20 protein-coding genes are annotated in these 26,280 nt (G+C 70.5%); 6 read left to right on the top strand and 14 right to left on the bottom strand.

The annotated features are described in order from the left end of the window. Nucleotides 1–5: 5 nt before the first annotated feature. From ACIBN2_RS29815 to ACIBN2_RS29805, 3 genes are all read right to left on the bottom strand, one after another. The gene (locus ACIBN2_RS29815) at nucleotides 6–473 is read right to left on the bottom strand and encodes a MarR family winged helix-turn-helix transcriptional regulator (protein WP_399138876.1); all 468 of its coding nucleotides are present in this window, start codon (nucleotides 471–473) and stop codon (nucleotides 6–8) included. A 124-nt stretch (nucleotides 474–597) separates the two neighbouring features. Then, nucleotides 598–1,077, bottom strand: coding sequence for an iron chaperone (locus tag ACIBN2_RS29810; RefSeq protein ID WP_399138874.1), 480 nt, complete (start codon nucleotides 1,075–1,077; stop codon nucleotides 598–600). Nucleotides 1,078–1,147: 70 nt separating this feature from the next. After that, nucleotides 1,148–1,603: a carboxymuconolactone decarboxylase family protein gene (locus ACIBN2_RS29805; RefSeq protein ID WP_399138872.1), complete on the bottom strand. Its 456-nt coding sequence runs from the start codon at nucleotides 1,601–1,603 to the stop codon at nucleotides 1,148–1,150. A gap of 179 nt (nucleotides 1,604–1,782) precedes the next feature. Between ACIBN2_RS29805 and ACIBN2_RS29800 the strand changes: the two genes are divergently transcribed. Together ACIBN2_RS29800 and ACIBN2_RS29795 are read left to right on the top strand one after the other, a co-directional pair. Next, entirely contained in the window at nucleotides 1,783–4,251 is a 2,469-nt protein-coding gene (locus ACIBN2_RS29800) for a tetratricopeptide repeat protein (protein ID WP_399138871.1), read from the top strand. A gap of 123 nt (nucleotides 4,252–4,374) precedes the next feature. Beyond that, a complete protein-coding gene (locus ACIBN2_RS29795) occupies nucleotides 4,375–5,040 on the top strand; it encodes a TMEM175 family protein (RefSeq protein WP_399138870.1) in 666 nt (221 codons plus the stop codon). Between the two features lie 23 nt (nucleotides 5,041–5,063). On the opposite strand, the gene ACIBN2_RS29790 is transcribed toward ACIBN2_RS29795, so the two are convergent. Continuing rightward, the gene (locus ACIBN2_RS29790) at nucleotides 5,064–6,287 is read right to left on the bottom strand and encodes a helix-turn-helix domain-containing protein (protein ID WP_399138869.1); all 1,224 of its coding nucleotides are present in this window, start codon (nucleotides 6,285–6,287) and stop codon (nucleotides 5,064–5,066) included. A gap of 212 nt (nucleotides 6,288–6,499) precedes the next feature. Here ACIBN2_RS29790 and ACIBN2_RS29785 point away from each other — a divergent pair, with 212 nt between their 5' ends. Then, a complete protein-coding gene (locus ACIBN2_RS29785) occupies nucleotides 6,500–7,276 on the top strand; it encodes a DUF4232 domain-containing protein (RefSeq protein ID WP_399138867.1) in 777 nt (258 codons plus the stop codon). 77 nt (nucleotides 7,277–7,353) lie between these two features. Here the strand turns inward: ACIBN2_RS29785 and ACIBN2_RS29780 are convergent, their stop codons facing one another. Beyond that, complete coding sequence (locus ACIBN2_RS29780) at nucleotides 7,354–8,610, bottom strand: MFS transporter (protein WP_399138865.1); 1,257 nt, start codon at nucleotides 8,608–8,610, stop codon at nucleotides 7,354–7,356. A 151-nt stretch (nucleotides 8,611–8,761) separates the two neighbouring features. On the opposite strand from ACIBN2_RS29780, the gene ACIBN2_RS29775 reads away from it, so the two are divergent. After that, nucleotides 8,762–9,622: a LysR family transcriptional regulator gene (locus ACIBN2_RS29775; RefSeq protein WP_399138864.1), complete on the top strand. Its 861-nt coding sequence runs from the start codon at nucleotides 8,762–8,764 to the stop codon at nucleotides 9,620–9,622. 13 nt (nucleotides 9,623–9,635) lie between these two features. Here the strand turns inward: ACIBN2_RS29775 and ACIBN2_RS29770 are convergent, their stop codons facing one another. The 3 genes from ACIBN2_RS29770 to ACIBN2_RS29760 all read right to left on the bottom strand — a co-directional run bounded on the left by ACIBN2_RS29770 (nucleotide 9,636) and on the right by ACIBN2_RS29760 (nucleotide 14,029). Further along, entirely contained in the window at nucleotides 9,636–10,352 is a 717-nt protein-coding gene (locus ACIBN2_RS29770) for an NPP1 family protein (RefSeq protein ID WP_399138992.1), read from the bottom strand. 74 nt (nucleotides 10,353–10,426) lie between these two features. Further along, entirely contained in the window at nucleotides 10,427–12,607 is a 2,181-nt protein-coding gene (locus ACIBN2_RS29765) for an RICIN domain-containing protein (protein ID WP_399138862.1), read from the bottom strand. A gap of 54 nt (nucleotides 12,608–12,661) precedes the next feature. Beyond that, a complete protein-coding gene (locus ACIBN2_RS29760) occupies nucleotides 12,662–14,029 on the bottom strand; it encodes a ricin-type beta-trefoil lectin domain protein (RefSeq protein WP_399138860.1) in 1,368 nt (455 codons plus the stop codon). Nucleotides 14,030–14,255: 226 nt separating this feature from the next. On the opposite strand from ACIBN2_RS29760, the gene ACIBN2_RS29755 reads away from it, so the two are divergent. Next, entirely contained in the window at nucleotides 14,256–14,975 is a 720-nt protein-coding gene (locus ACIBN2_RS29755) for a DinB family protein (protein WP_399138859.1), read from the top strand. A gap of 33 nt (nucleotides 14,976–15,008) precedes the next feature. Here the strand turns inward: ACIBN2_RS29755 and ACIBN2_RS29750 are convergent, their stop codons facing one another. After that, nucleotides 15,009–15,971: an MBL fold metallo-hydrolase gene (locus ACIBN2_RS29750; protein WP_399138858.1), complete on the bottom strand. Its 963-nt coding sequence runs from the start codon at nucleotides 15,969–15,971 to the stop codon at nucleotides 15,009–15,011. 103 nt (nucleotides 15,972–16,074) lie between these two features. On the opposite strand from ACIBN2_RS29750, the gene ACIBN2_RS29745 reads away from it, so the two are divergent. Beyond that, a complete protein-coding gene (locus ACIBN2_RS29745; RefSeq protein ID WP_399138856.1) occupies nucleotides 16,075–16,998 on the top strand; it encodes an AraC family transcriptional regulator in 924 nt (307 codons plus the stop codon). A 184-nt stretch (nucleotides 16,999–17,182) separates the two neighbouring features. On the opposite strand, the gene ACIBN2_RS29740 is transcribed toward ACIBN2_RS29745, so the two are convergent. The 5 genes from ACIBN2_RS29740 to ACIBN2_RS29720 are packed head-to-tail and all read right to left on the bottom strand — an operon-like array spanning nucleotide 17,183 to nucleotide 26,128. Then, nucleotides 17,183–20,161 carry a glycoside hydrolase family 2 TIM barrel-domain containing protein gene (locus ACIBN2_RS29740; RefSeq protein ID WP_399138855.1) on the bottom strand — a complete coding sequence of 993 codons (2,979 nt, stop codon included), beginning with the start codon at nucleotides 20,159–20,161 and terminating at the stop codon, nucleotides 17,183–17,185. Nucleotides 20,162–20,213: 52 nt separating this feature from the next. After that, nucleotides 20,214–22,943: a glycosyl hydrolase-related protein gene (locus tag ACIBN2_RS29735; protein ID WP_399138853.1), complete on the bottom strand. Its 2,730-nt coding sequence runs from the start codon at nucleotides 22,941–22,943 to the stop codon at nucleotides 20,214–20,216. Nucleotides 22,944–22,975: 32 nt separating this feature from the next. Then, entirely contained in the window at nucleotides 22,976–23,782 is an 807-nt protein-coding gene (locus ACIBN2_RS29730) for a carbohydrate ABC transporter permease (protein ID WP_399138990.1), read from the bottom strand. Nucleotides 23,783–23,829: 47 nt separating this feature from the next. Continuing rightward, complete coding sequence (locus tag ACIBN2_RS29725) at nucleotides 23,830–24,786, bottom strand: carbohydrate ABC transporter permease (protein ID WP_399138852.1); 957 nt, start codon at nucleotides 24,784–24,786, stop codon at nucleotides 23,830–23,832. A 7-nt stretch (nucleotides 24,787–24,793) separates the two neighbouring features. After that, entirely contained in the window at nucleotides 24,794–26,128 is a 1,335-nt protein-coding gene (locus ACIBN2_RS29720) for an ABC transporter substrate-binding protein (RefSeq protein ID WP_399138850.1), read from the bottom strand. Nucleotides 26,129–26,280 lie beyond the last annotated feature (152 nt).

Genomic DNA, 26,280 nt, shown 5'->3' with positions numbered 1-26,280 from the left:
CCCGCTCACAGCTGCTCCGCCAGCCGGTCCAGCAGCGGAAGGGCCGCCGTGAGTGCGGCGCGTTCGTCCGCGGTGAACTCCTCGATGACGGCCGCGAGCCGGTGCACGGACTCGGAGCGGCGCTCGGCCAGCATGGCGCGTCCCTCGCCGGTGATGGCCACGATGCTGCGCCGCCCGTCCGAGGGGTCGGGGCTACGGCCGACGAGGCCGCGCCGTTCCAGCAGCGTGAGGGTGCTCGCCATCGCCTGCGGGCGGACCCGTTCCATCTCGGCGAGGGAGGTCGGCGTGTCGGAGCCGTCGTGGTGGAGGCGGGCCAGCACCGACATGCCGGAAAGGGACACGTCCCCCACGGCGTGGGCCTGGCGGAGCCGCCGGGTCACGCGGCCCATCGCGAGCCGCAGGCCGGACGCGAGCTGAACGGAGTCGCCCGGATCGGCGGTCTCGGCGCGTCCCGCGCCGGTGTTCACCTTCATGGGTACTAAGCCTAGGTTTATCAGTTGGAACTGCTCAATCCATTGTTAGTAAATGCGGCGACCGGCGGCACCTGTCTCGGTGCCGCCGGTCGAGGCCGTCTGTGGACAGCCGTCGCTTCGGGTGTCAGTTCGCCGCCTTCCGCACGAGGGCGGCGATCCTCGTCTCGCCGGCGGCGGTCAGCTCCGTGAGGGCGAAGGCGGTCGGCCACATCGTGCCGTCGTCGAGGTTCGCCGTGTCGTTGAAGCCGAACGTCGCGTACCGCGCGTTGAACTTCTGCGCGCTCTGGAAGAAGCAGACGACCTTGCCGTTCCTGGCGTACGCGGGCATCCCGTACCAGAGCTTGGGCGCGAGATGCGGTGCGCTCTCCTTGACGACGGCGTGGATCCGTTCGGCCATGGACCGGTCGGAGTCCTGCATCTCGGCGATCTTCGCGAGCACGGCGGCCTCGTCCTCGGCCGCCTTGCCGGCCTTCGACGCGCGGCGCAAGGAGGCCCTCACCTCCTGGGCGCGCTCCTTCATCGCGGCCCGCTCCTCCGCCGTGAAGCCCTCCGGCTTCTTGGCGGTGGCGGTGCTGCTCGCTGCGGGCTTCCGGGTGTTCGCCATGACCGTTTCCTCCAGTGATGTGGTTGCGGGGTCGCGTCTTCGTGGAAGGGGCGCCGCGCGCCCGGGGGCGTCAGCCCCAGGCGCCGGCGATCTGGCGGGTCGTGGCGTTGAGGCGGTTGAAGAGGTTGGTGACGCCGATCATCAGGACGATCGCGGCCAGCTGCTTCTCGTCGAAGTAGGTGGCGGCCGTGTCCCAGATCTCGTCGTTCACCGCGTCGGGACGGTCGGCGAGCCGCGTCGCCGCCTCGGCCAGTGCCAGGGCGGCCCGCTCCTCCTCGGTGAAGTACGGCGCCTCCCTCCAGGCGGCGACGGTGGCCAGGCGCTCGTCGCTCACACCGGCCTTGCGGGCCGTCTTGGCGCCGGCGTCGACACAGGCGCTGCAGCCGTTGATCTGGCTGACCCGCAGGTGCACCAGCTCCAGCGTCTGCTCGTCCACGCCACCGCTGTGCACGGCCTTGAAGACCTGCTGGATGGGCTGCATCGCGTCGGACAGGACAACGGCGGGGTTCTGCATACGGGACTGCATCTCGGGGTGCTCCTTCTCGCTCCGTGCCCCGTTCCCCCGGGGCGTGACTCCATGACAGCCGGACCGGCGCGTGCGAACCATGGCGATGGGACACCGTGGGACAGGGGACACAGCCTTGACCAGGAGCGTTTCGGCTCGGAAGACTTCTTCCCGAACGGGACGGCGACGACGGGGGAACGATGGACGGGCAAGGACGCACGGCGAACGCAGACCCTCAGGACGAGCTGGCGGCCCGGTTGCGGCTGCTCCAGGAACTGTCCGGGCAGGGCGTACGGGCCCTCGCACGCGACGCCGGCCTGAGTTCCTCGTCCCTTTCGCGCTACCTCAACGGGCAGACCGTGCCGCCCTGGCCCGCGGTCGTCGCCCTCTGCCGCCTCGTCAAGCGCGACCCGCGGCCCCTGCGGCCCCTGTGGGAACGGATCTCGAACCCCCTGCCCGCACCTCCGCAAAGCAGCCGGCGGCCCCGGCCGGCGCCCCGCAACGACCTGCCGCGCGACGCCCCGGACTTCACCGGCCGCGAAGCCCAACTCGCCGCCGTGCACGCCGCGATCGACAGCCACGGGGCGGTCTCCGTCGACGGCATGGCGGGCGTCGGCAAGACCTGCCTGGCAGTGCACGCCGCACACCGGCTCGCCGCGGAATACCCGGACGGCCGGCTCTACGTGGACCTGCACGGCTTCACCGAGGGCCGCCCCCCGCTCGACCCCGACTCCGCGCTGCGGATGCTGCTCGGCGCACTCGACGTCCCGTCCGAGAAGGTCCCGCAGGAGGGAATCGAGCAACTGGCCGCCTGCTGGCGGTCGGAGCTGGCCCACCGACGGGTCGTCGTGGTCCTCGACAACGCCGCCGACGCCGAGCAGGTACGCCCGCTGCTGCCGGGCGCCGGGGACTCCGTCGCGCTGATCACCAGCCGCAACCGGCTCCTCGGCCTGGACGAGGTGCCCCCGGTCTCGCTCGACGTACTCGACCCGCGGGAGAGCGCGCAACTGCTGGCCCGGGCCAGCGGCGACCCCGGCGGCCCCGACGGCAGGCTCGGCCGCGACCCGCAGGCCACCGCCGAAGTGCTGCGACTGTGCGGCCGTCTGCCCCTGGCCCTGCGGCTGGCCGCGGCGCGGCTGCGGCACCGGCCGGGCTGGACCGTGGGCATCCTCGCCGAGCGGATGACCCAGGGCGCGGGCGAGTTCGACGCCGCGTTCGGCGCGGCCCTGGCCATGTCCGTCCGGCAGCTGAACCGTTCCCAGGCCCGTCTGTTCCGGCTGCTGGGCCTGGTGCCGGGGGAGTCCTTCGACGCGTACCTGGTGGCGGCGCTCGCGGACGTACCGCTGCACAGCGCCCGGGAGATGCTGGAGGACCTGCTCGACGCCCATCTCGTCGAGCAGCCCACGCCCGACCGCTACCGGCTGCACGACCTGGTGCACCAGCACGCGCGCCGGACCGCGGCGGAGCAGGACCCGGCCACCGAGCGGGAGCAGGCGCTGCGCCGAGTGCTCGACTACTACGTGCACGCCGCGGCCGCGGCCGACGCCTCGATGCCGTTCGTCTCACCCTCCCGCGCGGCCGCCGCGGTCCCGCCACCGGCCCAACTGCCCCATTTCTCCGGCAAGAACGAGGCCTTCGGCTGGCTGGTCACCGAGTACGGCAATCTCGTCGCCGCCTTCGAGACGGCGGCCGCCGTCGGCGCCGACGCGCACGTGTGCGAGCTGCCGCGGTTCCTGCGCGCCTACTTCGCGCGCCGCTGCGGCACCACACATCTCAACGCCCTCTTCGAGCGGTCCCTCGCCGCCTCCGAGCGCCTGGGCGATCCGCTCCAACTGGCCGAGGCGTACAGCGACCTGGGCTTCGCGCGCTACAACGCCGGCCGGATGGCGGAGGCCGCCGCCGCGTACGAGGCAGCCGCACTAAGGGTGTCCCGGACCGGGGACGCGCGCATGGAGGCCGAGTTGACCATGCGCCGAGGCTATCTGGCCTGGGACGCGGGAGACGTGGAGGAGCCGCTGGAACTCTTCCGGCTGGCGGGAAAGCTGTACGAACAGGCCGGCTGCCCGACGGGCGCGGCCGGCGCGGCGGCGTCCGAGGCATGGGCCATGCTCCAGCTCGGGCACCGCGAGGAGGCGGCGCGGCGGGCCCGTGAGGTGCTGGCCGTCCCGCACGCCGACCCCGCGTGGCCGCCCGCGCTGACCGCCCGCATCACCCTCGGCGTGGCCATCGCCCGCGAGGAACCCGACGAGGCGGCGGACCACCTCCACCGTGCGCTGGCCGTCGCCCGCGAGGACGGGCACCTCAACAACCAGGCGTGGTGCCTCAACTGCCTGGGCGTCGCACTGCGGCACATGGGCCGGTACGAGGAGGCGCTGGCCGCCCATCGCGAGGCGTTCGCACTGCTCGACGAGTTGTTCGAGGACCACTGGAAGATCCATTTCCTCAACGGTTACGCCGAGACCTGCCGCCTGGCGGGCCTCCCCGAAGAGGCGCTGCGGCTGCACCGTCAGGCACTGGAAATGGCCCCGAAACTGGGCAACCGCTACGAGGAGGCGCTGGCCCACGAGGGCATCGCGATCGTGCTGGAGGAGAGGGACCCGGACCGGGCCGCCGATCACCGTGCCGCGGGACAGGCCGTCCTGCAGGAGCTGACGAGCCGGGCCGGCTAGCCGGTCCCGAAGCCCCCGCCACAGCCCAAGTGCCGTTCTCCCACCGCGCGTTCACTCCTGGTGCGGCGCCGCGTGATACACAGGGCGCCTCCACCCCCTCGATGAATCCCAGGTGCCACTCGCATGTCCAACCGCCTCCCCGGTCTCTTCCGCCACGACGTCGTCGTAGGACCGGAACGACTGGCCTTCTTCGGCGACGCCGTGTTCGCCATCGCGATCACACTGCTGGCCCTCGACATCAGCGTCCCGGAGGACCTGCCCCACTCGGAAGTCGCCCACGCCGTCCGGGAGGCGGTGCCCGCGATCGGCGCCTACCTGCTCAGCTTCGCCGTCATCGGCGCGCTCTGGCTGGCCCAGCACTCACTGTTCCGGCTGCTCGCGGCCGTCGACCGCTGGCTGCTCTACTCCTACTTCGCCCTCCTCGCGGTCGTGGCCGCACTGCCCTTCCCCACCAAGCTGATCAGCGAGTACGGCGACACGAGCGCGGCAACCGTCTTCTACGCGGCTTCCATCACCCTGGCCGTCTCCCTCTACGGCGCGATGTACGTCCGCCTGATGACGAAGCCCGCGCTGACGGTCCCGCACGCCGAGCGGCCTCAGCTGACGGAGGGGTTCCGCCGCAGCGTCGTGATGGCGCTGGTCTTCGCCACGTCGGTCCCGGTGGCGTTCTTCTCGCCGACTCTGGCCAAGTACTGGTGGCTGCTGGCCCTTCCGGCCAACCAGCTGCTGCGGATGCTGCCCGGCAGCGCGCAGGGACGGACGCAGGAGGAGACCGTGGAGCCGGCCTGAACCAGCGGAAGGTGCCGCCCGGTTCAAGACGTCGCTCTGGTCCACGAGTTGCCGCCGATGATGAACTCGTAGCCGGGCCGCCCGGCGCTTCCGCTGGTCCGGAAGGACCGCCCGTGGTCGTCGATCCGCACGGTTCCGTGGCGGGTCCCGCTGGACCAGTTCAGCTCCAGGTACCAACTCGCGTCGTACACCGAGGCGTCGGCCTTGACGTAGAAGACCTCCGGGTCGGACTCGCTCACCTTGAACGGGAAGTCCCGCTGCCCCGCCCTGGGCACGGCGGCGGGACGCGCCGCGTCGAGGTCGACGGCGAACGACCGGGTCTGCACGCCGCCGCCGCAGCCCACGCCCATGGTGTAGTCGTTCCAGGCGAGGGGCGCGCTCCTGCCGGTCGTACGGACGGCGAGGCTGTTGAGGACGACGGTTTCCTTCCCCGATCCCTGCACGGTGAGCGTGACGTACTGCTCGCCCGCCGAGACCGCCCCGGCCGCGGCCACCCAGGCCGTCGCGTCCTCGGCGACGGGTGGCGGGGCGACCTTGGCCGGAGGCTTGTCGATCAGGTAGTGCTGGCTGCACGGGTCCTCCCAGCTGTACGGCTGGGTGGTGACCGTCAGCGGGACGCCGGCCGGCGCTGCACCGCCGGCCGCGGACGGGGACACGGACGCGGAGGCCGGGTCCGGCTCGGAGGAGCCGCCCTTGTCACGGCCCGTGGGTGAGGCGGACGCCGAGGACGGAGCGTGCGACGGGGCCGCCGGGCTGCCGGCCGAGTGGTGTTTTCCGTCGCCACTCGCCGAGGCGGCTCCGACGGGGCCGTCCCGGCCGTCATCGGCACCACCTGAGTACAGGTTCGCGGTGAGTGCGACCGCGCCGACGACGGCGACGACGGCGACCCCGGATAACAGTGCCCTCCGGCCGGGGCGGCGGAACCTCCTGGGCGCGGGCTCACCGGAAGGCACCGCGAGGTCGGCCGGAGGCGTATCGGCGGCCCCCGACCTGCGCCCCCGGTTCGCATCCGCGAGCACCCAGCGCCGGTGGAGTTCGACGAGTTCCTCGGGCGACGCCTTGCAGAGGCGGGCCAGCCGTTCGACGGGTGCGTAATCCGTTGGCACCGCATCGCCGTTGCAGTACCGGTGCAGCGTCGACGTACTCATGTGAAGCCGTTTGGAGAGCGTCCCGTAGCTGAGCCCCGAGCGGTCCTTCAACTCCCGCAGCAGTCCGGCGAAACCGGCCTCGGCAGTGTCCTCCGACACCGATCCTCCCACCCCGTGTCCCGTTCCGGCGTTCCAGGAACGGGTTGTTTCAGCAGTTCAGAGCCCATTTCGGCGTTCCAGTGTCCCTGATCCCCCGTGGACTGTGGTGCGTGGAAGGGATCACCGAGCAGGCTGGGGCCATCCAAGCACGCCGCTCCCGGAAACCGGTCGAGCGGCCGTCCCGGTCCCGTCATCAGAAGAGGTATCAAGCCATGCCCGCGTTCCGCACGACCCACAGCACCGGCCGCGCCCGCGCGCCCCGAACGTTCGCGAGTGCAGCCGCGATCGCCCTCGCCGCGCTCGCCCTGACGGCGTGCCAGAGCGGCACGGGCACGAAGGACGAGGGCGCCGCTACGGCCTCCGGTGCCGTCACGTCCACGCCCTCGGCGGCCGGTACCGGGAAGGCACACGACGCAACGCCCGGAGGGGGAGCGTCGGAGGCGGCGGGACAGGACTCCCCGCACACGACCGGTGGCGAAAAGACCGCAGGCGGAAAGACCGCCGACGGAAAGGCGGGATCCGGAGGCGCCAAGAAGACGTCGGGAACGTCGACTTCGGGCAGGCGCGTCCTGTGCAACGGCTCCAATACCCATGTCACCGCCCAGCCGGTCACCCGCCCGCTCAACCACATGCTGATCACGGTGAAGAACATCGGCTCCAAGACCTGCGACCTCACCTACTACCCGATCCTCCGCTTCGACGAGATGCAGTGGGCGCCGAGCGCGTCGAAGGACACCCAGCCTCAGGCGGTGGTGACCCTTCAGCCGGGCGAGTCGGGCTATGCGGGCGTGCTGCTGTCGGCGGCCGACGGCAGCGGTGAGGGCGGGGACACGGGGCACCGGCTGGTGGTCGCCTTCCAGGGCCTGACTCCGAACAGCGACGGCGGTGCGTCCGCCGTGCCTTCGCTGCCGGCCAAGGGCGTGTACTACGACAGTTCGCTGACCGTCACCTGGTGGCAGCAGACGATGGCGGACGCGCTCGACTCCTGAGCCGGAACCTGCGGGGCCCGCCGATCCCGGTTCGGTGGGTCCCGCACGTGTGTCGTACAGCTCCGTCGTGGTCCGGATCAGCTCGTGCGGACCCGTCGTCCCAGCAGTGCCACGCCCGCCAGCAGTAGGAGAACCACCGCCGTGAACCAGGTCATCGCCCCGGCCGTCGTGGTGTACCGGCTGGCGACCCCGAGGCCGACGGGGAGCAGGGCGAGGCCGAGGTAGGACACCAGGAACAGGCCGGCGAGCGCCTCGCCGCGGCGGGCCGGGGCCGCCATGGCCGCGACGGTGCCGACGGCGGACTTGAAGAGCATCCCGGCTCCGGCGCCGGCGACGACGCCGGAGAGCACGAACACGGTGAGGCTCGCGGTGTGCACGCCGACCGCGAGCACGGCCACACCGGCGGCCTGGGCGAGCAGTCCGGCGTTGCGGCGGGCCCGCGGGGAGAGGCGTCCGGTCAGCACCTGCGCCGCGGCGGCCGCACCGAACACCACGAACACGATCAGCCCGGCCAGTGCCCGGGAGGGATGGTGCAGGGTGCCGCCGACGAAGCCCGGGACGAGCGAGGTGAAGAGCCCGAAGACCGCCAGTGAGGCGAAGCCCGCGGCGGCCGCGGCGATGTACCCGGCCCGGTCGCCGTGGTCGGCGCTCACCCGCTGCGGCCGGTAGGCGGGCCTGATGTCGGGCTTCCGCACCGTCTCCGGGGTCAGCGCGACCGCGGCCACGCCGATGAGCAGCGCGGCGCCGACGACGGCGTAGGGCAGGCGCAGCGGTGCGCCGAGGTACTGGGCCAGCAGACCGGCCACCAGCGGGCCGAGGCCCAGACCGCCGATGTTCGCCGCCGTCGACACGATCTCGAAGCGCTGTGGCGAGCCGTCCGGCCGGTGCGCGCTGTGCAGGTCGTGCAGATGGGCGGTGGCGGTCGCGGTGAGCATGCCGACACCGAGCCCGGTGACCAGTCGTGCGACGAGCAGGACCGGCAGCGACGGTACGGCCAGGAACAGCACGGCGGCGATCAGCTCCAGCACCAGCGCCGCGATCAGCACCTTCTTGCGGCCGACCCAGTCCGAGACGTGCCCGGCGAGCAGCAGACTGGCGAGGACCCCGACGGCGTAGACCGCGAACACGACCGTCACGGTGAACGTGGAGAAGCCGTCGTGCGCCTGGTAGAGCGGGTACAAGGGCGTCGGCACCGTGGAGAAAGCCATGGCCGTGACGAACACCGCCGCGATCGTCCAGAACCCCGCCCCGTAGGCGCGGCCGCTGTGGCGGCGCGTGTCCGGCCCGGGGCCGGCGTCACCGCGTGCTTGGCGCGTGGCCGAGGACATCGACATCTGAGCACTCCGATCCCTGACGACTACTGCGGCGGCACCACCGCCGCCTGCTCGTCCCAACCGGTGACCGCCGCGCTTGCTTCCCCTCCGGGAGAGATGATCGAAGATGACGGTAATCTCGTTCAGAGATGAGTGGGGGAAGGAACGGCGCATGGAACTGCGGCAGATGGCGGTCGTCGTCGCGGTCGCCGAAGAAGGCGGCTTCACCGCCGCGGCACGGCGGCTGCACGTGGTGCAGTCCGCGGTGTCCGGGACGGTGCGCGCGCTGGAGCACGAACTGGGCGCCCGCCTGTTCCTGCGCACCACGCACCGGGTGACGCTGACTCCTGCCGGGCGTGCCTTCCTGGCCTCCGCCCGTACGGCCCTCCAGGCCGCCGAGGAGGCACGCGCCGCCGTCGCCCTGGCCCAGGAGGAACTGCGCGGAGAGATCACCGTCGGCGTGATGCAGGGGCTCTACGCCGGTCTTGCCCCGGGGCTGGCCGCCTTTCACCGAGAACACCCGGGTGTGGCGGTGAGACTGCGGCAGGCGCCCGCCGACGACATCCCACGGGAGCTGCGGGACGGCACCGTCGACGTGGCCGTCGTCGCCCTCGACTCCGCCCGCCTGCGTGGGCTCGCCACCAGGTCACTGGCTCAGGAGGAGATGGTCCTGGTGGCCGCTCCGGCGGACGCCCGTCTGCCGGAGCGGCCGGTGACCCTGGCCGAGGCGGTCGCGCTGCCGCTGGTGGACTTCCCGCCGGGCTGGGCGATCCGCACCTCGGTCGACCGGGCCCTGCGTTCGGCCGGCGTCGAGCGCGCCACCACCTTCGAGGTGAACGACGTCCTCGGTGCCACCGACCTGGTGCGCCACGGTCTCGGCGTCTGCGTCCTGCCCGCCTCCCTGGCCGCCCGCTTCCCCGACCTGTCGGTGCGCCGCTTCGCAGCGCACGCACCGACCTGGCGGATGCGGGTCGTTCACCCCAGAGGGGACCTGCCGCCCGCTGTGGCCGAACTACTGTGCCACATCGGGTAGTTGCCGTCCCGCATCACGCATTCGGGTCGAACGGAATGCCCGACGGCATGGAGTGGGCGAGGCCGTACGCGAAGTCCCCGTCCTTGATCTTGATGGTGGCCGCGCCGAAGTCGGCACTCATGAGCTTGTCGCGGTAGCCGGCGGGGTAGCCGTTCCAGCCCACCAGCCGCGGGTAGAACCAGCCGCCGGTGACGTTCTCCGGAGGGTCGTCATTGGAGTTGGCGAAGCGGAAGTCGTGGGTCGAGACACCGTCCTTGTGATAGACGATCTTCGGGTGCGTGCCGTCGAAGCGGACGGCCGAGGCGGCCGCCACCTGATAGCCGCTGTGCTGCGACACCGACACGTACCGGACCTGGTTGTCGCTGATCCACACGACCACGTGCTCCCAGTCGTGCGTGTGGCCGATGGCCGCGGGACCCAGCGTGGCCTGGTCCTTCTCGAAGTAGCTGGCGTACATCACGGCGCACCAGCCGTTGTTGCACTTCTCGCGTGAGTACGTGTTGGCGTTGGCGAGCTGGGCGTAGTCGTGGCAGTGGCCGTTGACGTCGCCGCCCAGCTTCAGGCCGGGGTTGATGGTGCCGTCGGCGCCGATGGCCGCGGTGGCGTAGCAGCCGTCGCCGTCGTAGTCGTAGGCGGGGGAGAAGGACTGCTCCAGGCCGTCCGCGTTCTGCGGCAGCAGTGTCAGCACACTGGCGTCGGCCTGGGCCGGGAGTGCCACCACGAGGGCCATCGCGCCGAGGACGGCGGCGATCGCCGACCTGCGGGTCCTCCTCGCGGAGGACTGGGGGTTACGCACGTCGACTCCTACGGGTAGCTGGTCAGGTTGGCCACGTTGGTGCTGGAGTTGGACGGGCCTCCCGTGTTGTTGACGACGTGGCTGATCGTGCCGGTCCCGCCCAGGGAGACGGTCACCATGTCGGTGAAGCGGACGCCCGAGGTGTTCGGTGCCTCGATCGCGTGCGCGGCGACCACACCGGGGTTGACGTTGAAGTAGCAGTAGCTGCCCAGGCCGTAGGCCTGATGGCTGGTGACCGAGTCGGCCACCTTGTAGGCGGCGTAGCCCTGCGTCGAGCCGTTCATCCAGGCGGCCTGGTTCGGCGGGTCGTACGGCATCTCGTTCTGGAAGAAGTACGTGCGGCCGCCGTTGCCGTTCCAGACCGTCTGGTACTTCTGGAAGTGCTCCACGAACAGGCCGTACATGGTGACGTCGTCACCGTTGACGATCATTCCGGTGTCCGCCGTGTTGCTGGTCCAGCCGACGCCGCTGCCGTGGTCGGCGCGCCAGATCCACATGTGGTCGCCGATGACGTTGTCGCTGTTGACGACGAGGCTGGTGGTCGCCTTGCCGACGCCCGCGCCGCCGACGCGGAAGTAGACGTCGTGGAGGGAGGTCGGGTCGGCCGCGTGGGAGGCGGAGGAGCCGTTCGGCCCGACCTCCAGCAGGGTGGGCGAGTTGGTCGTGCCCGCGTCGAACAGCAGGCCCGCGACCTTCACGCCGTCGACGTCGGCGACCTTCATCGCGGTGACGCCGTTGTCGGGGACGAACGTGGCCAGGCCCAGGCCGAGGACGACCGTGTCGGCGCGGTTGACCTGAAGGGTCTGGTCGAGGTGGTAGACACCCGGGGTGACCAGGAGGTTCTTGCCCGCGGCGAGTGCGGAGTTGATCTGCGACGCGGTGGCGCCCGGCTTCACGACGTAGAAGCTGTCCAGCGAGAGCGAGGTGCCCGAGCTGCCGCTCGACCAGCTGGTGCCGGAGGAGTTGGTGCGCACGGACGGCACGAACACCTGGTAGGTGCCGGATCCGTCGACGTACAGGAACGGCTTCTCGCGGGTGACCGGGCTCTGGGCGACCGTGGTGTACGGCGGCTTGGGGAAGCTGGTGCCGGGCACGCCCGTGCTGCCGGCGAACACCATGTTCCAGTTGGAGCCGGTCCAGCTGCCCAGCTGGGAGTTGCGTGTCAGCCACTGCTGCTGGCTGCCGGAGTTGACCTGTCCGTCGATCTTGCTGTCGGCGAGGAGACCGCCGCTGGACCAACCGCCGTCGTCCAGCGCGAGGTTGCCGCGCAGGTGCATGCGGCGGTACGGCGCCGCCTGCGAGACCGCCCAACGGTCGCTGCCGCTCGACGGGTTGACCGACAGGTTCTCCGCGCCGCGCCAGAAGTTCTGGGTGGCGTTGCCCTGGAACCAGTCGGCCTCGGCGTGCACCGCGCCGTTCACCGTCACCGCGTCCGGCGACAGCCCGAGGCCCAGCACCTGTGTGTAGAAGCCGACGTTGACGTCCGCGCTGTAGGCGCCCGGCTTGAACAGCACGGCGTAGCGCTGCGAGCCGAACTGGTTGGTCTCCTGCTGCTGGAAGATCGAGTCGAGCTTGCTCTGGATCGTCGAGGACGACATCGAGGGGTCGAAGACGGCGACGTTGGGACCGAGATCGGGGTTGGTGCCCGACTGCGTCACGGGGACCACCTGGAAGCGCTGGGCGGCGGTGCCGTTGCACGTGTACTGAACGAACTGCACACTGTCGGCCGTCGAGGCACCGGGGTCGTCCAGGCACTTGCCGCTGTTGCGGTTGACGAAGTGGTAGGCCCCGCCGCCGTCGTCGACCGGCAGCCACTGCTGGTTGGCCCCGCCGCCGTAGGTCCACAGGTGGACCTGTGCGCTGTCTGCGGTGGAGACGTCGGCGACGTCCACGACCTGGTTGGTGTCGCCTGCGTTGTTGATCCGGACGTATCCGTCGCTGGTGGCGGTGAAGCTCCATCGCTGTGCGGTGGTGCCGTTGCAGGAGTACTGCTGCACGGCGGTGCCGTTGGCGGTGGCGGCCGCCTTGGCGTCGAGGCAGCGGCCGCTCGCGGCGTTCATGACGGTGGCGAAGCCGGTGGGCAGCGCGGAGGCCGCGGCCTGTGCGGGGCTGCCGCCGAGCAGTGACGCGGCGGTCACGGCCACCACGGCGGCCGCGAGGGTTCTGCCGCTGCGTGGAAGGGAAGGCATGGGTTTCTCCTTGCCGGAGGCGGGGGTGGCAACTGGGGGAGAATCAGCGGGAGTTCAGCCGGTGTACTGCGAGAAGACTCGGGTGTAGTCCCAGTTGGACTGGCCGACGCCGGAGCAGCTGTCGGCACTGCCGCCGGTGCACGGGCGGTCGCGGTTCGCGGACCAGAACGTCAGGCGGGCCAGGTGGTGCTGCTGGGCGTAGGCGAGGATGGTCTGGAAGTCGTTGACGGTGACGGTCTCGTTGTTGTCGGTGATGCCGTTCATCGACGAGATGCCCATGTCCCGGTAGGCCTGGTCGTCGCTGTAGCCGTAGGCGCTCTTGAGGGCGGACTTGAGGCCCTCGGCGGCCTGCTTGGTGAGGTTGCCCATGTTCTGGCCCGCGCCGCCGAAGTCGAACGGCATGATCGCCCACGCGTCGACCGAAAGGCCGGATGACGCAGCCCGGTTGATGAGGCTGGTGTCGGGTCCGCTCTGACCGGTGCCGATGGTGATGTAGACCTTCAGGCCGGCGTTGTTGGCCTTGACGGTCTTGAGCGCGTCGACGGTGCGCTGCTGGACGGTGGGGTTGCTGTAGGCGTCGGCCTCGATGTCGATGTCGATGGCCTTGAGCCCATAGGCGTCGATGACCCTCTGGTAGGCGCCGGCGAGTTCGCCCGCGCTGGAGCAGGAGCTCTCCAGTTTGTTGCCGCTGTAGCCGCCGAAGGAGGGGATGATGTCGCCGCCGTTGCCGCGGACGGTGTTGACGGTCTGCTGGTCGACGCCGCCGGTGAGCGGCCGGCTGCCGTCCCACTGCGGGTTGCAGTAGCCGTTGCTGAGGACGAACGCCAAGGTGAACCACTTCACGCCGGTGGCGTTGGTGATGGTGGTCGGACTCGGCGGGTCGCCCCAGCCGTTGTAGAGGTACGGCGCCACGGCGATCGGGGCGGACGGGGTGGAGCCGCCGGAGGAGGGCGCGGTCCACTTCTGGTTGGCCGTGCCGGTGCAGGTCCAGATCTGGGCACGGGTGCCGTTGGCCGAGGAGTTGCCGGTGGCGTCCATGCACTTGTCGGCCTGCGGATTGACGATGTCGTGCGCGGCGGTGACCGTCCACTTCTGGTTCGCGCCGCCCGAGCAGGTCCACAGCTGGAGCTGGGCACCGTCGGCGGTCGAATTGCCGGTGACGTCCAGGCACTTGCCGAGGGCCCGGATGGTGCCGTCGCCGCCGACGGTCCACTGCTGGGCGGCGGTGCCGTTGCAGTCGTAGAGCTGGACCGCGGTGCCGTCCGCGGAGTTGGCGCCGGCGACGTCGATGCACTTGCCGGCCAGGCCGGTGATCGTGCCGGTGGCGGCCTGCGCGGGGGAGGCGGAGAGCAGACCGGTGGAGAGGGTGAGAGCGGTGACCGCCAGAACGGCGGATGCGGGGAGTGGTCTCGGTCTGGCCATGGGGGGACGGCCTTTCGTGGGGGGTGGGGGTCGCCCGGTGAAACTATTGGTACGGACCACTTACGTCAAGGTATGAAGTAAGAGTTGAGGGAAGGGAGTTGGTGAAGTCCCGTCAGGTTGCTCCGACTCGTGCCGTGGGCGGGGAAATGCGTCGCGCCCCGCGAGTGCGGGCCGTTAGCCTCCACCTGTGGCAGAGCGAGGCGGATGACCGGCGACGGGAGTGGGCATGGGGACATCGGGCGTCCGGACCGACCGTTTCGGCCTTCTGCTCGACCAGTTCGACTGTGCCAGGGAGATGGCCCAGGTGCGGCTCACGGGCCTTGGCGACGAGGAGTACCTGTGGGAGCCGGCACCCGGCTCCTGGTCCATCCGCCGCAGGGGCGAGGCGACGACGCCCAGGGCGTTCGGGCCGGGGGAGTGGGTGCTCGACAAGGGCGCCGCGGACATCCCGGCGAGCGAATACGCCGAGGTGGCCCGGCAGGTGGCCGGCGGCATGGCGATCGAGAAGGTCGCCGAGGACTGGAGCGTGGGCGTCGAGCGGGTCGAGCAGGTCCTCGCCCACACCGGCCCGGTCGAGCCCGACGCGTCGCCCGTCACCACCATCGCGTGGCGGCTGGGGCATCTGCACTCCAACTTCGCGGGCGACTGGGAGTGGACCTTCGGCGAACGGAGCCGGGATCCACACGAGTTGGTCGACTTCACCCCCAGTGCCGCCTTGGCGGTCCAACGGTTCTGGGCGACGGTGGATCGCTGGCGCGAGAGCGTGGCGACCGTGAGCGACGAGCAGCTCGACACGGTCGGCTTCTCGCAGTACCCGTACGGCTCCAACCCCGATGAGCCGTACATCGCCGTCCTGTGGGGGATCAACCTCGAACTCATCCACCACATGGCCGAGATCGCGCTGCTACGGGACCTGTGGCGGGCGCGCTTCGGCTCTGGCGGTTAGGCCGAGTGTCTTGGTGGGGTGTCGGCCGGTGCCTCAGCGGGACATGGCACCGCTCGTGCCGAAGGCACTCCATGGCCCGAGCGCGAACTCCCGGCCCTCCTTGCGGACTTCCACGGCGCCCGGTCCGCCGAAGTGTGCGGGGACGACCAGTTCGCGGGTGGCGGCGGCCCGTTCGAGGATGCGGCGGCGACTGGCCGCGGCCCGCACCGGGTCGAGGCAGAAGCAGCTGTTCCAGGACGGCTGGAGGATCTGCACCGGACTGTGCAGCAGGTCGCCGACGAAGACCGCCCGGTCGCCGGCCGATTCGAGGCGAAGCACGGAGGATCCGGGCGTGTGGCCGGGGGCCGACTCCAGGGTGAGGTGTTCGTCGATGCGGTAGGTGCCGTCCCACAGCACGGCCTGGCCGGACGCGTGGATCGGCGCGATGCTGTCCTCGTAGATCAGCCGGTCGTCCTCCCGCACGCCGTTTCCGTAGGCGTGATCCGGTCCGTAGTGGAAGTCGTCGGCGGCCGGGATGAGGTACTGGGCGTTGGGGAAGGTCGGTGCCCAGCCCCCGTCGACACCGAAGGTGTTCCAGCCGACGTGGTCACCGTGGACATGGGTGTTGACCACGACGTCGACCTGCTGCGGACTGACGCCGGCGCGTGCGAGCAGACCGAGGAAGTCGCCCTGCCAGTGGTGGAATTGCGGCGACCCGGGCCGCTCGCGCCCGTTGCCGACCGAGGTGTCGATCAGGATCGTCCGCCCGCCGCTTCGCAACACCCAGGTCTGCAGGGCGACCACCACCCGGTCGCTGCCCCTGTCCCAGTGATCGGGCGCCAGCCAGTCCTCGTTGTCCGTCCAGACCTCGGCGGTCGACTCCGGGACGAGGGTGCGGGCAGGTGCGTACGGTGCCTGCCACTCGACGATGCGGATGACCTCGACATTCCCCAGCATGACGTGCCGGCCGGGGCCGTTGCCCCGCGATGTCTCGCCGCTCATGTTCTCGCTGCTCATGTCCTCGACCGTACGGAGCGACCGCAGAGCGTCTCAATGCTCGCCGGGCTCATGGTGATACGCATACGTCTCATCTCGCTGCCTGCCCGGATACTCTGGAGCGATGGATGTGGTGAGTGACGCGATCGCGGCGGTGCGGATCGGGCAGCCGTCCTCCAATCGGATTCGGGTGAGCGGCAGTTGGTGCGCACGCCTCGTTCCGTACGAGGGCGCGGGCTTCCATGTCGTACTGAAGGGAGACTGCTGGCTTCTTCCCGACGGTGGTGCGCCGGTGTCGCTGCGGACCGGAGACGCGGTGTTGCTGCCGCACGGCACGGGACATGTGCTCGCGGACTCGCCGGTCGACGAGGCGGCGGTGGAACGGGCGGTGCCGTTCGAGAGCTGGCCGGAGGTGGGCCGGCCGCCCGAACCGCGGTCGTACGGCGAGGTGGAGATGCTGTGCGGCAAGTACCGGCTCGACCGCAGCCGCGCCCACCCGCTCATGGCGGAGCTGCCCGAGACCGTCCATCTGCCGAACCGTGTGGGCAGCCATCCCGAACTCCGCGCCGCGATCGACCTGTTGGGCCGTGAGGTGGATGCGCGGGGGCCTGGGTCGTGCATGGCGGTGCCGAGCCTGCTCGATCTCCTCCTCGTCTACATGCTCCGTTCCTGGGTGACGGAGGGCGCCGCCGGTGTGTGGCCGGCCGTGCTGTCCGATCCGGTGACGGCCGTCGCCCTGCGGGCCCTGCACTCGGACCCGGCCGCCGCGTGGACCAACGACCTCCTGGCCGCCGAGGCGGGCGTCTCCCGCCCCACCCTTGCCCGCCGCTTCACCAGCCTGGTGGGCCGCCCACCGATGGCGTACCTCACGTGGTGGCGCCTTACCCTCGCCGCCACCTTGCTCCGCGACACCGAACACTCGCTGGCGAGCATTGCCCACCGGATCGGCTACGGCACGCCTTATGCCCTCTCACACGCTTTCAAGAGGGAGTTCGGCGCCACTCCGGGTCGCTTCCGCGCGGAGGCCGCGGAGCGGTCCGCGGCCTGAGAGCCACGGTGATCAGCCGGCCGAGATGTCAGATATTTGCCTGGATCTGCGGCACCGGGCGCCCGGGCGCGTCCGCGAGGGCGGTGAGTTCCTCGGTGAGGTGCGGTGTCGTTCTGGGAGACCGTGTCCGCACGCGTTCGGAGACGCACGCGTGCGGACACCTGTCGTGCAGCCGTGGTCGTGCCTACTCAGGAGACGTGATGCGGAGCCTGATCGTGCGGGCTTCGGGGCGCAGCGCGAACTCCGGCCACACGTCGGGTCCGCAGGCCCGTGAGCCGAGGCCGTGCTGGGCCGCGTCGATGAACAGGTGACTCGTCGTGGAGTCGGGGAGCTCGAAGGGGTGCTCGGCCGCCGCGATCTGCTGCGGAGTGTGGCGGCTGAGGGTGAAGCCGGGGCGACGCCCGCGGGTGTCGGGCAGAGCCGACAGGGACAACACCTCCGAGTCGCCGCTCTTCAGCGTCAGGTGGCGCAGTGCAGAGCGGTGTCCTGTCTCCTGCGGGCGGGCGTAGTCGACCGGCAGATCGTGGACGGCGGCGGAGAAGCGGCCGGTGCGTGCCGCGTGGAGACTGTCGGGGTACGACTCGAAGGGGCCCAGGCCGAACCACTCGACGGCGTCGACGGGGGCCGTGCCGTCGGGCAGATCGAAGCGGACCCCGATCCGCGGCCACACCGTCTGCCAGCCGTGGGAGGGCTGGATCTCCACGCGCAGTTCCAGTTCGCCGTCGTCGAGCGACCAGACGGACTCCACCATCACCGACAGCGCGGAGTCCGCCGCGGAGACCTTGTCGACGGTGCGGAGGGCGTCCGGTGCGTGCTCCACGCAGACGCGTCGCGAGGTCAGCCGGTGGAGACCGTCCCGTCGCCACAGGTCGGCGCTGGACACCGCGGCGAGGCTGTCGTCGCTCCCGTCGAGCCGGTCGGACGTGCCTTCGTCGTTGTCCGTCGGCGCGCGGAACAGCTCCAGCCGGGGTCCGGTCACGGCACGGCCGGCGAGGCGGACGAGCGTTCCGTCGACGAACCCGGCGATGCCGAGGGTCAGGGCCCCCGCGGCCGGCCGCCATTCGGCGCGGGGCCGGACAGCGGGTACGGGGTGCCGAACCGAGCGGTCCAGCTGGGCAGTTGCCACCACGTGTCCCTCGGGCGCCCACGCGGTCTCCGTCGCCAGCACCGCGTCGATCGTCAGCCATGTCTCGGCGTCCGGGGACACCGCGACCGACGGCAGGGGCACCCGCTCGGACCCGCCCGCCGGGACGACGGGAGTGTCCAGGTCTCCCGATTCCACGAGCGTTCCGTCGTGCTCGACGCGCCAGCGGAAGCGCAAGTCCGACGTGTCGGCCGAGTGGCGCAGGTTGGTGAGGGCGAGCTTGTCGCCGTCGAAGGTGAAACGGACCGGCTGGACGACCGCCTTGAACTCGTACAGGCTCGGCGTCGGCACGTCGTCGCTCAGCACCATGCCGTCCATCACGAAGTTGCCGTCGTGCACGACCTCCCCGAAGTCGCCGCCGTAGGCGTAGTACGGCGTTCCGTCCGGAGCGGTGGCGAGGATACCGTGATCGCGCCACTCCCACACGAACCCGCCGTGCAGCCGCGGGTGTTGATGCACCAGTGCCTCGTACTGGTCGAGCGCGCCCGGACCGTTGCCCATCGCGTGGGCGTACTCGCACAGCAGGAAGGGCTTGGTGCGCTGCCGGGCACCCTGCGCGGGAGTGCAGCCGAGCAGTGGTGCGCGGGAGCCGTCGGTGCCGATCTGCTCGGTCTCCAGGACCGACGGGTACATACGCGAGTATACGTCGGTGTAGTCGCCGGTGTAGTCGCCCTCGTAGTGCACGGGGCGGTCGGCGTCGCGGGCGTGGACCCAGGCCGACATGGCGGCCAGGTTGCTGCCGGTCCCCGCCTCGTTGCCCAGCGACCAGATCACGATGCTGGGGTGGTTCTTGTCCCGTTCGACGGTGCGCTGGACGCGGTCGAGGTAGGCCGCGCGCCATGTGGGGTCGTCGCTCGGGTTCCCGGCCCAACCGACCTTGCCGAAGCCGTGGGTCTCCAGGTCGCATTCGAGGATGACCCAGAAGCCGAGTTCGTCCGCCAGGTCGAGCAGCCGGGGGTGTGGCGGGTAGTGGCTGGTGCGGATGGCGTTGACGTTGAACCGCTTCATGCGGGCCAGGTCCTCGCGGGCGTGCGCCTCGTCGAAGACCCGGCCGCGCTCGGGGTGGGTCTCGTGGCGGTTCACACCGTGGAAGACGACACGGCGGCCGTTGACCAGGAACCGGTCGCCGCGGATCTCGACCGTACGGAAGCCCACGCGCAGGGTGATGCTCTCCGCGGCCGAGGACACGGTCGCGTCGTACAGACGGGGCCGCTCGGCCGACCAGGGCTCGACGCCCGCCACGTCGATCGGGGCCACGTCCGCCGCCGAGGCCCAGACCTGCTCGACGCCGAGCTCGGGGATGCGCAGGGTGACGGGGAAGGCCGCCGGATCGGCGCGGACCTCCGGGTCGACGCGTCCGCGTCCGTTGTCGTAGGCGGTGCGCAGCCAGACGTCCTCGACACCTGCGGCCGGCCGGGCGAGGAGGGTGACGTCGCGGAAGATTCCCGGCAGCCACCACTGGTCCTGGTCCTCGAGGTAGCTGGCCGCCGACCACTGGTGCACGCGCACGGCGACGACGTTGCCGCCCGGGCGCACCTCGGACGTCACGTCGAACTCGTGGGCCAGCCGGCTGCCGCTCGCGCTGCCGACCTCGACGCCGTTCACCCACACCCGGAAGAGCGACTCGACGCCGTCGAACCGCAGCACGACGCGGTCGTCGTCCGACCAGTCGGCGGGGAGGTCGAAGTGGCGGCGGTAGTCGCCGGTGGGGTTCTCGTCGGGGACGTGCGGCGGGTCGATCGGGAACGGGAACTGGACGTTCGTGTAGATCGGCCGGCCGTAGGCTCCGTCGCCCTGGAGGACCCAGTGAGAGGGCACGGGGATGCTGTCCCAGCCGTGATCGTCGAAGCCTTCGGCCGCGAAGTCCTCCACCACCGACGCGGTGGGCGACAGACGGAAACGCCAGGGTCCGTTGAGCGAGAGGGAGGGGGCGTCGGAGTGCAGCCACGAGCGGGCCGGGCGCAGTGCGCCACGCCCCGGGGTGGTGTCCGAGACAAGGGCGGAGAGATCAGAAGGCAAGGGTCACAACTTTCTTGGAAGCAGCAGGCGCAGAGCGTGGGGGAGTTGGCGGCTATCTGAGCACGACGGTCCGGATCTCCCATGGAGCGAGGGTGAGTTCGAGCCCGTCCCGTACCGGCACCGGGGCGATCGGCCGGCCGAGGAGGTCCACGGTCGTGGCCTCGCGGAAAGAGCCGGTCACGCGGACGGTCGAGCCGGTGTCGCTCATCGCGGTCAGCCGAACCTCGGTCCCGGCCCCGTGAGCGTCGTCGACGACGCGCCGGATGCTCGAGACCTGGACGTCCCGCCCCTCGACCCGCACGCCGGTGGTGTCCTCGGGAAGCCGGCCTCCGCCGGGCGCCGTCCCGCGAACCACGAGTACGTCGTTGCGGAACTCCTCGGCCAGAGCGACAGCGTCGGCACCCCGCCAGCCGGCCGCGGACGGCACGACGGCGAGGCGGTGCTCGATCCGCATGCCGAGTTCCTGCGCTCCCGGAGCCGGGATCTCGCTCGCGGCGGGCTCGTCACGCAGGGGATGGATGTTGACGCTGATCGAGCCGACGGCACGCAGCAGGGTGAGGGCGAGTGCCGAGCCGTCGTCGACGACCTCGTACTCGGTGGAGTGGTCGAGCAGGACGGTGGCCGGTCCCGCCGAGACGAAGGAACTCGCGGGGAAGGTCGGGAGCGGGTACTCGCCCCAGCCGCCTTCGGCGGTCAAACCCCGTTCGGTGACGGCGAATTGACCGGCGGAGGCCGATGTGGCCACCGGTTCGGGCAGCGGCACGTGGAAGCGCAGCCGGTGGTCGGCGCACTGGTTCAGGAACGACGTGGAGATACGGACGAACGGTTCACCGGCGCGCAGTTCCACCAGCATCTCGACCGGTGTCGGCACCGTGCGGTAGCCGCGCACGTCACGGTCGGAGGAGAGCGCGGCGGGCCACTCGTAGACGCGCGTGACCCGCACCCTGGAGCGCAGCGGACCGGTTTCGAGGACGTCGACGGTGATGCTCGTCGGCTCCGGGACGGGCGCGTCCAGCGCCGGAGGCGCGTAGTTGTAGCTGTCGCCGCGGTCGCCTCCGTCGACGAGGCGGCCGACTCCGGTCAGGACCGTGCCGTCGACGCCGGTCACGTCCAGGGTGCCGTCGGCGGCGACCGCCACCTCGACCAGGCCGTTGGAGAGCGCGCCGGAGGTGGCCGTGGCGGGTGCGGACCGCGTCGCCGGGGCGGCGGTCCCGTGGCTCGTTCGAACCCGCAGGCCGGCCAGCCCGGAGGCCGGGACGGGTACGGCCACCAACGCGGTGGCCCGGGCCTCCGTCAGCGTCCGTACCCGCCACCTGCCCGGATGCGCGGCCGCCGCGGCGGCCACCTCGCCGCGCAGGACCATCAGATCGAACGGCCCGCCGGCCGGCACCTCGGCTAGATGGAACACCAGCAAGTTCGGGGTGAGTTCGTAGCGGTCGATCTGCCGGCCGAACAGTTCGCGGCGGTGGATACGGCGCAGCACGCGCTCCAGCTGTGAGGCGTCCAGGCGCTCGTCGCTGAGCACGGTCGGGGCCTCGGAGACCAGCTGCACCGGATGGGACGATCCGTCGGCGGTGTTCGCGATCAGCGCGGATCCGGCGGCCGGTGCTGCGACATCCACCTCGACCAGCGCCGTACGTGCCCACGGCAGCGGGTTGGCGACCAGATGGCCGTCGCCCGGCACCAGGGCGGCCGGCTCGGCGAGCGCCGCGTCCCGTACGGCCCGGGCCGTCTGCGCGGCCTCTTCGAGGCGTGCCGCGACCTGGTCGCAGGTCTCGTCGGTGCCGGAGCCGACCACCGAATCGTGCGCGGTCGACTCGATGATCTTGTGCCAGGCGAGGGAGAGGAACGCCGAGTCGTCGCGCCGCGACCACAGCGCGTTCATGCGCTCCGCGTGGTCGACGGTGCGCTCGGCCACGGCCATGCGCTGCTTGAGCCCGAGCCGTACGGACAGCACACCCGGCAGGATGTTGCCGCGCACATGGCTGCGCAGCTCGCCGGTGACGACGGAGTGCACCTCGTCCCGTACATGTCCGCGCACGTACTCGTCGAGTGTCGCGATGGTGATCGGGCGCTCCTCGCCGGACGCGCGCCGCAGCCAGGCCGCCAACTGCGGGTCCGGCGCGTTGTGGTCGGTGCCGGCCATCGCCAATACCGGGTCGCCGCCCCACCGTTCGGCGGTCATCCGGTCGTACTCGCCGAGCGCACTGCCGATCCGGTCGGGTACCAGCAGGACGTCGAGGCCGTTGTCGTAGCCGTCGAAGAGGAACTCGGTGCGCACCTCGGAGCCGTCGGGAGCGCGCCAGCGGAAGGCGTGACCGTCCACGGAGCCCGGCACGCCGCGCCACAGGGCCGCGTGGTCGATTCCCGCGCGGGCCAGGATCTGCGGCATCTGCGCGATGTGGCCGAACATGTCCGGCAGATAGCCGATCGGCATCGCGCCGCCGAGGCGCTCCGCGGCCGCCCAGCCCATCCGCAGATTGCGCACGATGGTCTCGCCGGAGCAGAGGAACTCGTCGAGCAGGATCAGCCAGGGCCCGACGGCGAGCCGGCCCTCGCGGACCAGGGCGGCGACGCGGTCGCGGTTCTCGGGCCGCATCTCCAGGTAGTCCTCGACCGCGGCCATCTGCCCGTCGACGGTGAAGCGGAAGTCCGGGTCCGCCTCGGCCGTCTCCAGCACGGTGTCGAGGGCGCTGACGAGCCGGTGCCGGAAGACCTGGAACGGCTCGTACCACTCGCGGTCCCAGTGGAAGTGGGGCACGAACACGGCGGAGTTGGGCATGGCGTGAGACACCTTCTGAGTGCGTGCGGGCGTCACTTGAGGGACCCCGCGGCGAGCCCCGTGCGCCAGAATCGCTGGAGCAGCATGAACACGACGATCACGGGCACGATCGACACCAGCGAGCCGGTGATCACGGACTCCTGGAGCAGCGGGGCTCGGGCCGTCTGGCCGTTCCATTCGAAGAGCCCGAGCGTGATGGGGAACAGCGACTCCTTCTGGAGCATCACCATCGGCAGGAAGAAGTTGTTCCAGATGGCCACGAACTGGAACAGGAAGATGGTCACCAGCGCCGGTGTCATCAGCTTGAACGCCACCGAGAAGAACGTGCGGAACTCGCCCGCGCCGTCGAGCCGCGCCGACTCGATCAGCTCCTGCGGTACGGCGGCGCCCGCGAAGATGCGCGCGAGATAGACGCCGAACGGGCTGACGATGCTGGGCAGGAAGACCGCGAAGTAGGTGTTGACGATCCCGGTCGCCGAGAACAGCAGGAACAGCGGCAGTGCGAGCGCGGTGGTCGGCACCAGCACTCCGCCGAGGATGACGGAGAACAGGAACTCCCGCCCGCGGAACGGGAACTTGGCGAGGGCGTAGCCGCACAGCGCTGAGATCAGCGTGCCCACGGCCGCGCCCAGCACCGCGTAGATCACGGTGTTGACCGCCCACCGCCCGAAGATGCCGTCGCTGCGGGTGAACAGGATGCGCAGGTTCTCGAACAGGTTGAAGTGTGAGAACGCGAGGCCGTTGGTGGAGGCGAGGTCGCCCTGCGGCTTAGTCGCCGCCACGATCAGGAAGTAGACCGGCAGCATGAAGTAGACGGCCAGGAGGAGCATCAGCGCCATGACGGCCGTACGGCTGAAGCCGCTTTCGCGGACGGCGGGTGGACGGCTCACAGTCCGGCCCTCCTCGACGTCAGTCGCATGAACCCGAAGCTCAGGACGAAGGTGATGACGGCGATGACCACGGAGATCGCCGCCGCCTGCTGGTAGTTGTTCCCCGAAGCCACCGCGTACGCGAGCATGTTGGGCGTGAACGTGCTGGAGATGTTCGAGGAGATCTGCCGCAGCACGGCCGGCTCGGCGTAGAGCTGCAGCGTCCCGATGATCGAGAAGACCGTGGTCAGGACGATCGAGGGGGCGATGATCGGCACCTTGATCCGCCATGCGATGGTCCAGTTGCCCGCGCCGTCGATCCGCGCCGCCTCGTACAGGTCCTGCGGGATCGACTGGAGGGCCGAGTACATGATCAGCATGTTGTAGCCGGTCCACAGCCAGGTCGAGACGTTCGCGGCCGACCACAGCACGGCGCCCGGGCCGAGGAAGTCGGGCTTCAGGCCGATGCCGTTCAACAGGTCGACGACCGGGCTGAGTTGGGGCGAGTACAGGTACGACCACATGATCGCGGCGATGACACCGGGCACGGCGTACGGCATGAACGCGGTGATGCGGAAGAACGGCTTGAGCCGCAGCAGCGGTGTGTCGAGCAGCAGCGCCATGATCAGGGCGACGAACAGCATGACCGGCACCTGCACGACGCCGAACAGGCCGATGCGCCCGATGCTGGACCAGAACTCGTCGTTCTGGAACACCTGCGCGTACTGGTGGAAGCCGCCGAAGGCGGTGTACGAGCTGCCGTACTGACCCCCGGTGCGCCGTACGACGCGGAAGCTCTGCCAGAGGGCGTAGCCGACGGGCACCAGGTAGAACAGCACGAACGGCAGGAAGAACGGGGTCACGAAGGCGAGGATCGTGCCCGCCCGGGGGCCGCCGCCGCTCTGACGGCGACGGCCCGTGGGCGGCTCCGCCACGCGGATCGCGTGGGGCGTGCGGGTCGCGATGTCGGTCATGCTGGGGTCACTTGCCCGCCGCGGCCGGGATCGCCTGGTCCTTCATGGACTTCAGCGCGGTGGCCTGGGCCTTGGCGAGGGCGTCGCCGAGCGTGCCGTCGCCGGCGGCCGCCTTGGCCATCGCGTCCTGAAGCGCCAGGTTCACCGTCTTCTGGGTGGGGCCCCAGGCGAAGCTGGTGTCGATCTTCCTGGAGGAGTCGGCGAAGACGTCGAAGACCTTCTCGTTGTTGTAGTACGGAACACCCTTGGACAGGGCGGGCAGTCGGAGCCCGGCGTCGGCGGCCGGGTAGAGACCGCCCAGCTTGTTCTCCATCGCCAGGGCCTCGGGGTCGGTGTTCAGCCAGGTGTTGAACTTGGCCGACTCGTACAGGTGCTTGCTGCCCTTCATGAACGCCACCGTCGACCCGCCCCAGTCACCGGAGGAGCCGTTCGTGCCCCAGGTCGGCATCGGCACGACGCTCCACTTGCCGGCCTGCTTGGGCAGGTTGTCGCGGAACATGCTGTAGCCCCAGGCGGCGCCGACGTAGCTGGCGATCTGGTCCTTCTGGTACGCGACGTACATCTGCGTCGAGCCGTTGGCGAGGTCGGTGCGCACGAGCTTGCCGGAGATCAGCTTCTGCCAGTAGTCGGCGACCTGCCTGCTCTGCGCGGACTCGACGGTGACCTGCCACTTGTCGCCGGAGTAGCCGTACATCTTGGCGCTGTTCTGCCAGAGGAGTCCGTTGAACCACTCGGCGTTGTTCGGGTCGAAGAACGTGATCGTGAGCTTGGAGTCCGCCTTGTGCAGCTTCTGCGCGGCGGCCGCGTACTCGTCCCAGGTCTTCGGCACGGCGATGCCGTACTTCTTGAAGAGGTCGCTGCGCACGAAGAGGGCCATCGGGCCGGTGTCCTGCGGGAGCGCGAACACGCCGGTGTTCGCGAAGCTGGTCTGCGACCAGGTCCACGGCACGAACTTCGACTTGGCGGCGGTGGCCGCCGAGCAGGCCGAGGCGTCCACGAAGGCGTTCTGGGTGCGCAGGTTGGGCAGCTCGTCGTAGCCGACCTGGGCGAGGTCCGGCGCCTTGCCCGCCTTGAGGGCGTTGCCGAGGACGCCGTACTGGTCGTTGGAGATGTTCTTCGTCTCCACCTGGATGTCCGGGTTCTTCTTGTTCCAGAGGGCCACGACCTTGTCCATGCCCGGAACGGTGTTCCAGTACTGGAGCGTGACCTTGCCCTTCGCGGGGTCGCAGGAAGCTGCGGCCGCCTTGTCCGACGGACCGGACGAGGAGCAGCCGGAGAGCACGGCGATACCGGTGGCCGCGACGATGGCGGCGAGGCGGGTGCGGGTGACTGTGTAACTCATGTTTTCCGTTCCCAGAGAACGACTGGAGGCGGTAGCTGGGTGGGTTGGAACCAAGGGCCGTGAGCGGTAACGTGAGCGCTCACGGGAGCAAGCGATTCGGAGTCTGCGCCGACGTGCGGACAAGTGTCAAGGCTCTGGAATCATGCCGACCG

This window comes from Streptomyces sp. NPDC050534 (genome assembly GCF_044457745.1).
Classification (GTDB): Bacteria; Actinomycetota; Actinomycetes; order Streptomycetales; family Streptomycetaceae; genus Streptomyces.
This window is presented reverse-complemented; position numbering and strand designations above follow the sequence as displayed.

Excerpts from the sequence above, each read along its gene's own strand:
- ACIBN2_RS29735 (WP_399138853.1), bottom strand. The coding sequence starts at position 22,943 with ATGCCCAACTCCGCCGTGTTCGTGCCCCACTTCCACTGGGACCGCGAG.
- ACIBN2_RS29750 (WP_399138858.1), bottom strand. The coding sequence starts at position 15,971 with ATGAGCAGCGAGAACATGAGCGGCGAGACATCGCGGGGCAACGGCCCC.
- ACIBN2_RS29770 (WP_399138992.1), bottom strand. The coding sequence starts at position 10,352 with ATGGCCCTCGTGGTGGCACTCCCGGCCCAGGCCGACGCCAGTGTGCTG.
- ACIBN2_RS29810 (WP_399138874.1), bottom strand. The coding sequence starts at position 1,077 with ATGGCGAACACCCGGAAGCCCGCAGCGAGCAGCACCGCCACCGCCAAG.
- ACIBN2_RS29765 (WP_399138862.1), bottom strand. The coding sequence starts at position 12,607 with ATGCCTTCCCTTCCACGCAGCGGCAGAACCCTCGCGGCCGCCGTGGTG.
- ACIBN2_RS29795 (WP_399138870.1), top strand. The coding sequence starts at position 4,375 with ATGTCCAACCGCCTCCCCGGTCTCTTCCGCCACGACGTCGTCGTAGGA.
- ACIBN2_RS29800 (WP_399138871.1), top strand. The coding sequence starts at position 1,783 with ATGGACGGGCAAGGACGCACGGCGAACGCAGACCCTCAGGACGAGCTG.
- ACIBN2_RS29785 (WP_399138867.1), top strand. The coding sequence starts at position 6,500 with ATGCCCGCGTTCCGCACGACCCACAGCACCGGCCGCGCCCGCGCGCCC.
- ACIBN2_RS29805 (WP_399138872.1), bottom strand. The coding sequence starts at position 1,603 with ATGCAGTCCCGTATGCAGAACCCCGCCGTTGTCCTGTCCGACGCGATG.
- ACIBN2_RS29755 (WP_399138859.1), top strand. The coding sequence starts at position 14,256 with ATGGGGACATCGGGCGTCCGGACCGACCGTTTCGGCCTTCTGCTCGAC.
- ACIBN2_RS29815 (WP_399138876.1), bottom strand. The coding sequence starts at position 473 with ATGAAGGTGAACACCGGCGCGGGACGCGCCGAGACCGCCGATCCGGGC.
- ACIBN2_RS29725 (WP_399138852.1), bottom strand. The coding sequence starts at position 24,786 with ATGACCGACATCGCGACCCGCACGCCCCACGCGATCCGCGTGGCGGAG.
- ACIBN2_RS29760 (WP_399138860.1), bottom strand. The coding sequence starts at position 14,029 with ATGGCCAGACCGAGACCACTCCCCGCATCCGCCGTTCTGGCGGTCACC.
- ACIBN2_RS29775 (WP_399138864.1), top strand. The coding sequence starts at position 8,762 with ATGGAACTGCGGCAGATGGCGGTCGTCGTCGCGGTCGCCGAAGAAGGC.
- ACIBN2_RS29730 (WP_399138990.1), bottom strand. The coding sequence starts at position 23,782 with ATGGCGCTGATGCTCCTCCTGGCCGTCTACTTCATGCTGCCGGTCTAC.
- ACIBN2_RS29780 (WP_399138865.1), bottom strand. The coding sequence starts at position 8,610 with ATGTCGATGTCCTCGGCCACGCGCCAAGCACGCGGTGACGCCGGCCCC.
- ACIBN2_RS29745 (WP_399138856.1), top strand. The coding sequence starts at position 16,075 with ATGGATGTGGTGAGTGACGCGATCGCGGCGGTGCGGATCGGGCAGCCG.
- ACIBN2_RS29720 (WP_399138850.1), bottom strand. The coding sequence starts at position 26,128 with ATGAGTTACACAGTCACCCGCACCCGCCTCGCCGCCATCGTCGCGGCC.